Origin of the sequence: Kitasatospora sp. NPDC052868 (assembly GCF_044547105.1) — a bacterium.
In the GTDB taxonomy this organism is placed as follows: Bacteria; Actinomycetota; Actinomycetes; order Streptomycetales; family Streptomycetaceae; genus Kitasatospora.
In genome coordinates, this window is sequence record NZ_JBITZW010000010.1 from 312,648 (window position 1) to 320,794 (window position 8,147).

An 8,147-nucleotide genomic window follows, 5' to 3' on the forward strand; every position below is an offset into this window, starting at 1 on the left:
GAGCGGCCGACCCCGACCCGTCAGGCCCCGATCCGCACCAGCGCCAGGGTGATGTTGTCCGGCCCGCCCGCCTCGATCGCCGCCTTCCAGAGGTCGAAGACCGCCCGCCCGTCGGCCCGTTCGGACTCCTCGTCCGGCCGGCCCAGCAGCGCGGACAGCTCCTCGTCCGGCACCGGGTCGGTGAGCCCGTCGCTGCACACCAGGTAGCGGTCGCCCACCGCCAGCGGGGCGCTGCGGACATGCGGTTCGACGAAGGTCAGGCCCAGTGAGCCGCCGAGCGTCTGGGTGACCAGCGAGGTGGTGCGCCGCCCGGGCGCGAGCGGCGGGCTGTCGTCGATGCTCACCCGGTGCAGGCCGTCCCCGGCGACCCGGTAGACCCGGCTGTCGCCGACGTTGAAGCTGATCGCCTGCTCGGGCAGCAGCACCAGGCCCGCCACCGTCGTGCCCATCGCGGCCAGCTCCGGGTCGTCGGCGGCCGCCGCGAACACCGCCCGGTTGCAGGTCTGCAGCGCGTCCCGGACGGACTCCTCGCCGTCGAGTCCGGGCCCGGCCGCGGCCAGCCGCCGGGCCACCAGCGCGCTCGCCACCTCGCCGCCGGGGTGGCCGCCGAGGCCGTCCGCCACCGCGACCACGCAGGGCGGTCCGAGCGGGAACAGCAGGCTCTGCGGGTTGGTGGTGACCGTGGCGCAGAGCGTCCACGGCCCGACCGTCAGGCTGTCCTCGTTGTGCTCCCGCACCAGGCCCTCATGGCTCAGCGCGCTCACCGCGATGTAGGCCGCCATCGGTTCGCCGCCCTTCCGGAGCTCCGGGCCGGCCGTCCCTGCCCTCCCATTGTCGCGTCCACCCCCCGGTCCGTCCTGGGCGGGCGGCGGCCGATCCGGCCGGCGGGGAATACCGGCGGGCATTGCAATGCTAAGGTGGTTGAAACTTTGACGATCTGGCCCGGCAGCCCGGCAGCCCGGCAGCCCGGCAGCCCGGCAGCCCGGATCGCCCGGAAGCAACTGGAGCGTGGTGAGCAGCATGCAGTTCGGAATCTTCACCGTCGGCGACGTCACCCCCGATCCCACCACCGGCCGCACCCCGACCGAGCACGAGCGGATCAAGGCCATGGTGGCCATCGCCCGCAAGGCCGAGGAGGTCGGCCTGGACGTCTTCGCGACCGGCGAGCACCACAACCCGCCGTTCGTGCCGTCCTCGCCGACGACCATGCTCGGCTACATAGCCGCGCAGACCGAGCGCATCATCCTCTCCACCTCCACCACCCTGATCACCACCAACGACCCGGTGAAGATCGCCGAGGACTTCGCGATGCTCCAGCACCTCGCGCAGGGCCGGGTGGACCTGATGACGGGCCGCGGCAACACCGGGCCGGTCTATCCGTGGTTCGGCAAGGACATCCGCCAGGGCATCCCGCTCGCGATCGAGAACTACGCGCTGCTGCACCAGCTGTGGCGCGAGGAGTCGGTGGACTGGGAGGGCCGCTTCCGCACCCCGCTGCAGTCCTTCACCTCGACCCCGCGCCCGCTGGACGGCGTCGCGCCGTTCGTCTGGCACGGCTCGATCCGCAGCCCGGAGATCGCCGAGCAGGCCGCCTACTACGGGGACGGCTTCTTCGCGAACAACATCTTCTGGCCCAAGGAGCACTTCCAGAAGCTGGTCGGCCTCTACCGCGAGCGCTACGCCCACTACGGCCACGGCACGCCCGAGCAGGCGTACGTGGGCCTCGGCGGGCAGGTGTTCATGCGGCGGAACTCGCAGGACGCCGTACGGGAGTTCCGCCCGTACTTCGACAACGCGCCGGTCTACGGGCACGGGCCCTCGCTGGAGGAGTTCACCGAGCAGACCCCGCTGACGGTGGGCAGTCCGCAGGAGGTCATCGAGAAGACGCTGACCTTCCGCGAGTCCTTCGGCGACTACCAGCGCCAGCTGTTCCTGATGGACCATGCCGGCCTGCCGCTGAAGACCGTGCTGGAACAGCTGGACCTGCTCGGCGAGGAGGTCGTGCCGGTGCTGCGCGAGGAGTTCGCCAAGGGCCGTCCGGCCGGCGTCCCGGACGGGCCGACGCACACCGCCCGGGTGGCGCAGCAGGCCGGGCGCGAGCTGCTGGAGGTGGCGGAATGACCGCGCTCAGGCTGGTCGTCGTCAGTGCCGGGCTGTCCAAGCCGTCCTCGACCCGCCTGCTGGCGGACCGGCTGGCGGCGGCGACGGTCCGCCGGCTCGGCGAGGACGGGCGGCAGGTGGAGGTCACGGTGGTCGAACTCCGGGACCTCGCGACCGACATCGCGAACAACCTGGTGACCGGTTTCGCCGGCGGCGCGCTGCGCGAGGCGGTCGAGGCGGTGACGGAGGCGGACGCCCTGATCGCGGTGACGCCGATCTTCACCGCCTCGTACAGCGGCCTGTTCAAGTCCTTCTTCGACGTGATCGAGCAGGACGCCCTGGCGGGCAAGCCGGTGCTGATCGCCGCGACCGGCGGCACCGCCCGCCACTCGTTGGCCCTGGAGCACGCCGTCCGGCCGCTCTTCGCCTACCTGCGGGCGGTCGTGGTGCCGACCGCGGTCTACGCGGCCACCGACGACTGGGGCGCGGCGGGGGACGGGCACACCGACGCCCTGCCGGCCCGGATCGACCGTGCGGCGGGTGAGCTGGCCGCGCTGTCGGCCGGCCGCGGTCCGCAGGCCCCGGCGCAGCCGGAGGCCGTGGTGCCGTTCGCCCGGCAGCTGGCGGCCCTGCGGGTCTGACGGCTACGGGCGGCATGCGGAGGGGGCGGGCCCGCGGGCCCGCCCCCTCCACGCGTCCGGGCGCGGCCGCGGTGCTCCGCCACCCGTTCGGCCCCCGGTGGACGACCATCCGCCGGGGCCGAACGGGTGGCGTGTTGGTCGCGCCTGAATGTCCGGTATGCGGTGTAATCGGCGGCATGATCAGATCGCCGTCGGTCCGTCGCGCCCGGTCCCTCCCGATCGCGCGCCCCCGACGGACCGGGTGCCCCGGGTGAACCTGCCGTGCGAGAGCCCGTCCCGCTCGCCCGGCCCGCGCGCGGCCACCCGGTCGGCAGGCCGCCGGCCGGGCCGATCCGACCCGGCGGAGGCCGCGACACACCGCCCGGCCCGACGGCGAGCGACGGCCGCCACGTCGGCGGCGACGCCACCGCGGGGAGCGGCCGGATCCCCGCCGGCCACTGCGAACAGGCCTCCTGACCACCCCTGGAGTCATCGTGTCCGCTGAACCGCAGGCCGTCCTCGCGCCGCTCACCAGCGCCGCCGTCTTCCTCGTGCTCACCGTCGACCCCGGCGGCGAGCCCGTGGTCCGCGAGCTGCTGCCCGACCTCGCCGGGCTGCGCCGGGCGGTCGGCTTCCGCGCCCCGGAGGGCGGGCTGACCTGTGTCACCGGCATCGGCTCCGCGGCCTGGGGCCGGCTCTTCGCCGCCCCCGCCCCGGCCGGGCTGCACCCCTTCCGGGAGGTGGCCGGCCCGCGCCACCGCGCCCCGGCCACCCCCGGCGACCTGCTGCTGCACATCCGGGCCGCCCGGATGGACCTCTGCTTCGAGCTGGCGGGGCAGCTCACCGGGCGCCTCGCCGGGGCCGCCACCGTCGTCGACGCCGTCCACGGCTTCCGCTACTTCGACGACCGCGACCTGCTCGGCTTCGTCGACGGCACCGAGAACCCCGAGGGCCGTGCCGCCGAGGCAGCCGTGGTCATCGGCGAGGAGGACGCCCGGTACGCCGGCGGCAGCTACGTCATCGTCCAGAAGTACCTGCACGACCTCGACGCGTGGAACGCCCTCCCGGTGGAGCAGCAGGAGCGGGCGGTCGGCCGCACCAAGCTCACGGACATCGAGCTGGACGACGCGGACAAGCCGGCCGACTCGCACGTCGCCCTGACCGTCGTCACCGGCCCGGACGGCGAGGAGCGGCAGATCATGCGCTACAACATGGCGTTCGGCTCCTTCGGCGGGGGAGGCGAGTTCGGCACCTACTTCATCGGCTACTCGCGCACCCCCGAGGTGACCGAGGAGATGCTGCGCAACATGTTCGAGGGCAGGCCGCCCGGCGGCCACGACCGCCTCCTCGACTTCTCCACCGCCGTCACCGGCGGGCTCTTCTTCACCCCGGCCGCGGGCTTCCTGGACAGCCCGCCGCCCCCGCCCGCCGGGCGCTCCGCCTCCGCCTCCGCCCCCGCCCCCGCCTCCGCCCCCGCCCCCGCCCCCGCCTCCGCCCCCGCCCCCGCCGCCGCTCCCGTCTCCGACGGCTCGCTCGCCATCGGCAGCCTGAAAAGGACCCGCACACCATGACCAACCTGCACCGCGACCTCGCCCCCGTCTCGGCCGCCGCCTGGGCGGAGATCGAGGAGGAGGCCCGGCAGACCTTCAAGCTCCACATCGCCGGCCGCCGGGTCGTCGACCTGCACGGACCGGACGGCACCACCCTCGCCGCCGTCGGCACCGGCCATCTGACCGGCATCGACCCGCCCGCCGAGGGCGTCGTCGCCCGCGCCCGCGAGGCCCGGCCGCTCGTCGAACTGCGGGTCCCGTTCACCGTCGACCGCGCCGCCGTGGACGACGTCGAACGCGGCTCCCGCGACTCCGACTGGCAGCCGGTCAAGGACGCCGCCCGCACCCTGGCGCTGGCCGAGGACCGCGCCATCTTCGAGGGCTACCAGGCCGCCGCGATCGAGGGGATCCGCGCGCGCGCCACCAACCCGCCCATCCCGCTCCCCGCCGACGTCCGTGAGTACCCCACGACCGTGAGCCAGGCCCTCACCGCGCTGCGCCTGGCCGGTGTCGGCGGCCCCTACTCGCTCCTGCTCGGCGCCGACCCGTTCACCGCCGTCAGCGAGACCAGCGACCACGGCTACCCCGTCGCCGCCCACATCGCCCGCCTCCTGGACGGCGAGATCATCTGGGCCCCGGCCATCGAGGGCGCCTACCTGCTGTCCACCCGCGGCGGCGACTTCGAGCTCTTCCTCGGCCAGGACGTCTCGGTCGGCTACCTCTCCCACGACGCCGGGTCGGTGTCGCTCTACCTCCAGGAGTCGATGACCTTCCGCCTCTACACCGGCGAGGCCGCCGTGGCCCTCGGCGGGGGCTGACGGCCGCTCCACCTGGCGAAGGGTACTGAGTTCCTTTACGCGGGGTACTGAGTGCCGTATTGTCTCCGGTGAGCCTCTGACGCCAGTCGAAGAGAGCCGACACGGCATGCCGGTCCAGGTGGCGCCCGCAGTATCGCAGGGCGTGGCCGGGCCGGACTTGGCACTCAGTACCCTCGGCATGACCTGAGGCCATGGACCAGTGCACCCGTAACAGGAGAACCGCTCATGAGCTTGAGGATCGTTGTCTGTGTGAAGCACGTGCCGGACGCGACGGGTGACCGTCGTTTCGCGGACGATCTCACCACTGACCGGGAGGGTGTGGACGGCCTTCTGTCGGAGCTGGACGAGTACGGCGTGGAGCAGGCGCTGCGGATCGCGGAGGCGAACGAGGGCGCCGAGGTCACGGTGCTGACGGTCGGCCCGGACGATGCGAAGGACGCGCTGCGCAAGGCGCTGTCGATGGGTGCGGACAAGGCGGTGCACGTCAACGACGACGACATCCACGGCAGTGATGTGATCGGGACGTCGGCGGTGCTGGCGAAGGCGCTGGAGCAGACCGGGTTCGACCTGGTGATCGGCGGGATGGCGTCGACGGACGGCACGATGGGTGTGCTGCCGGCGCTGCTGGCGGAGCGGCTGGGTGTGCCGCAGGTGACGCTGCTGTCCGAGGTGTCGGTGGAGGGCGGTGTGGTCCGCGGGCGCCGGGACGGCGACGCGGCGACCGAGCTGGTGGAGGCCGCGCTGCCGGCGGTGGTGTCGGTGACGGACCAGTCGGGTGAGGCCCGGTACCCGTCGTTCAAGGGGATCATGGCGGCGAAGAAGAAGCCGGTCGTGTCGCTGGACCTGGACGACCTGGGGATCGAGGCGGACGAGGTCGGCCTGGCGGGTGCGTGGACGGCGGTGGAGTCGGCGACGGCGCGCCCGGCGCGTACCGCGGGCACGGTCGTCAAGGACGAGGGCGAGGGCGGCCGACAGCTCGCCGCGTACCTCGCCGAGCAGAAGTTCATCTGACGCCCCCTCGCCACCCCGGCCCCCCGCAACACCAAGGAGACTTTGAGCAATGAGTGAGATCCTCGTCCTGGTCGACCACGCCGACGGTGCGGTCCGCAAGCCGGCCCTCGAGCTGCTGACCTTGGCCCGCCGGATCGGCGAGCCCTCGGCCGTCGTCCTGGGCGCCGGTCCGGCCGCCGCCGACATCGCCGCCAAGGCCGCCGAGTTCGGCGCGGCCAAGGTCTACGTCGCCGACGGCGCCGAGTTCACCGACCAGCTGGTCGTCCCCAAGGTCGACGCGCTGACCCAGATCGCCAAGGCCGCCGACACCGGCGCCGTCCTGGTCACCTCCTCCGGCGAGGGCAAGGAGATCGCGGCCCGCGTCGCGCTGCGCCTGGGCTCCGGCATCATCACCGACGCGGTGGACGTGCGCGCCGGTGACGGCGGCCCGGTCGCCACCCAGTCGGTCTTCGCGGCCTCCTACACCGTGGAGTCGCGGATCAGCACCGGTGTGCCGGTCATCACCGTCAAGCCGAACGCCGTCGCCCCCGAGGCCGCTCCGGCCGCCGGTGCGGTGGAGAACGTCGCCGTGGCCTTCACCGGCAACGCCGCCACCGTCACCTCCCGCACCCCGCGCGTCTCCAGCGGCCGCCCCGAGCTGACCGAGGCCGCCATCGTGGTCTCCGGCGGCCGCGGCGTCGGCGAGGCGTCCGGCTTCGGCGTGGTCGAGGAGCTCGCGGACGTGCTCGGCGCGGCCGTCGGCGCCTCGCGCGCCGCCGTGGACGCCGGCTGGTACCCGCACACCAACCAGGTCGGCCAGACCGGCAAGCAGGTCTCGCCCCAGCTGTACGTGGCGAACGGCATCTCCGGTGCCATCCAGCACCGGGCCGGCATGCAGACCTCGAAGACCATCGTGGCCGTCAACAAGGACCCGGAGGCCCCGATCTTCGAGCTCGCCGACTACGGCGTGGTCGGCGACCTGTTCGCCGTCCTGCCGCAGCTCACCGACGAGGTGAAGAGCCGCAAGGGCTGAGTGTGAGCGCATAGCGCCGACGCGCAGCGAGGAGGGCGTGGCACCGGGTACCCGGTGCCACGCCCTCCTTCGCGTGTTCGCGAGGCCCGCAGGCCCCCGGCCTCACTCCGCGAAGGCCGCAAGGTGCTGGGTGAAGCCGCCCTGGTTCGGCGGCAGCGGGCGCGGCTCGACGGGCTCGACCGGCTCCGGCTCCTCGTGCGGGAGCAGGATCAGCTCGGGCTGCTCCGAGTCCGCGGACGGCGTCAACCGGACCCGGGTGCCCACCGGGACGATGCTGCGCAGACCGTTGACGACGCACCACACGTCGAAGCCCTCGGCCATCCGGATCAGGGACTTCTGCCGGGCCAGCGGCGTGCGCGCCTGCTCCACCGCGCAGCGGCGCACCACGCCGGTGCCCTCGCTGCGCTCCAACCGCAGGTCGGTGGAGCCGCAGGTGGGGCAGAGCAGCCGCTGGAAGGTGGGGTTGTGGCACCAGTCGCAGCGCTGGAAGTGCAACGCGACGTTCTCGGTGTCGGAGTCGATTGCTGAGTGGACCACGCTGTCATCTCCCTGCGCTCGGACTGTCGGCCTTACGCGAGAAGAATAGGGAACTCAGTGCCGCCATGTGAAGGCACTGAGTTCCCTTTTTGCTGCGCCCATGCATAATGAAGGGTACTGAGTACCGTCGCGAAACAGGAGTACCGATCATGAGCCAGGACTTCGATCTCTTCCGGATCTCCGAGGAGCACGGGATGCTCCGTGAGGCGGTGCGTTCGCTGGCCGAGGCGAAGATCGCTCCGTTCGCGGCGGAGGTGGACGAGCAGGGGCGGTTCCCGCAGGAGGCGTTGGAGGCGTTGCAGGGCAACGACCTGCACGCGGTGCACGTGCCGGAGGAGTTCGGGGGTGCGGGGGCGGACGCGCTGGCGACGGTGATCGTGATCGAGGAGGTGGCGCGGGTGTGCGCCTCGTCGTCGCTGATCCCGGCGGTGAACAAGCTGGGGTCGCTGCCGGTGCAGCTGTCGGGTTCGCCGGAGCTGAAGGCGAGGTACCTGGGGGC

The 8,147-nt window shown here is 73.0% G+C and carries 10 protein-coding genes; 8 read left to right on the forward strand and 2 right to left on the reverse strand.

All coding sequences use genetic code 11. The features are described 5' to 3' along the window. Window positions 1-20: 20 nt before the first annotated feature. Window positions 21-782, reverse strand: a complete 762-nt coding sequence (locus tag ACIGZJ_RS19840) for a PP2C family protein-serine/threonine phosphatase (RefSeq protein ID WP_396458408.1) — start codon at window positions 780-782, stop codon at window positions 21-23. Between the two features lie 238 nt (window positions 783-1,020). Between ACIGZJ_RS19840 and ACIGZJ_RS19845 the strand changes: the two genes are divergently transcribed. From ACIGZJ_RS19845 to ACIGZJ_RS19875, 7 genes are all read left to right on the forward strand, one after another. Continuing rightward, the gene (locus ACIGZJ_RS19845) at window positions 1,021-2,121 is read left to right on the forward strand and encodes an LLM class flavin-dependent oxidoreductase (protein ID WP_396458409.1); all 1,101 of its coding nucleotides are present in this window, start codon (window positions 1,021-1,023) and stop codon (window positions 2,119-2,121) included. Further along, a complete protein-coding gene (locus tag ACIGZJ_RS19850) occupies window positions 2,118-2,741 on the forward strand; it encodes an FMN reductase (protein ID WP_396458410.1) in 624 nt (207 codons plus the stop codon). Before ACIGZJ_RS19845 ends, ACIGZJ_RS19850 begins: the two co-directional genes overlap by 4 nt. Before the next feature lie 261 nt (window positions 2,742-3,002). Next, window positions 3,003-3,197, forward strand: a complete 195-nt coding sequence (locus ACIGZJ_RS19855) for a hypothetical protein (protein WP_396458411.1) — start codon at window positions 3,003-3,005, stop codon at window positions 3,195-3,197. 17 nt (window positions 3,198-3,214) lie between these two features. Beyond that, a complete protein-coding gene (locus tag ACIGZJ_RS19860; protein WP_396458412.1) occupies window positions 3,215-4,291 on the forward strand; it encodes a Dyp-type peroxidase in 1,077 nt (358 codons plus the stop codon). After that, entirely contained in the window at window positions 4,288-5,088 is an 801-nt protein-coding gene (locus ACIGZJ_RS19865) for a family 1 encapsulin nanocompartment shell protein (RefSeq protein ID WP_396458413.1), read from the forward strand. The genes ACIGZJ_RS19860 and ACIGZJ_RS19865 overlap by 4 nt, the downstream gene beginning before the upstream one ends. Before the next feature lie 225 nt (window positions 5,089-5,313). Continuing rightward, window positions 5,314-6,099, forward strand: coding sequence for an electron transfer flavoprotein subunit beta/FixA family protein (locus ACIGZJ_RS19870; RefSeq protein WP_396458414.1), 786 nt, complete (start codon window positions 5,314-5,316; stop codon window positions 6,097-6,099). A gap of 49 nt (window positions 6,100-6,148) precedes the next feature. After that, window positions 6,149-7,111, forward strand: a complete 963-nt coding sequence (locus ACIGZJ_RS19875; RefSeq protein WP_396458415.1) for an electron transfer flavoprotein subunit alpha/FixB family protein — start codon at window positions 6,149-6,151, stop codon at window positions 7,109-7,111. Window positions 7,112-7,213: 102 nt separating this feature from the next. Here the strand turns inward: ACIGZJ_RS19875 and ACIGZJ_RS19880 are convergent, their stop codons facing one another. After that, window positions 7,214-7,648 carry a hypothetical protein gene (locus ACIGZJ_RS19880; RefSeq protein ID WP_392942325.1) on the reverse strand — a complete coding sequence of 145 codons (435 nt, stop codon included), beginning with the start codon at window positions 7,646-7,648 and terminating at the stop codon, window positions 7,214-7,216. 149 nt (window positions 7,649-7,797) lie between these two features. On the opposite strand from ACIGZJ_RS19880, the gene ACIGZJ_RS19885 reads away from it, so the two are divergent. After that, the coding region (locus tag ACIGZJ_RS19885; RefSeq protein WP_396458416.1) for an acyl-CoA dehydrogenase family protein at window positions 7,798-8,147 on the forward strand (350 nt) is incomplete at its 3' end.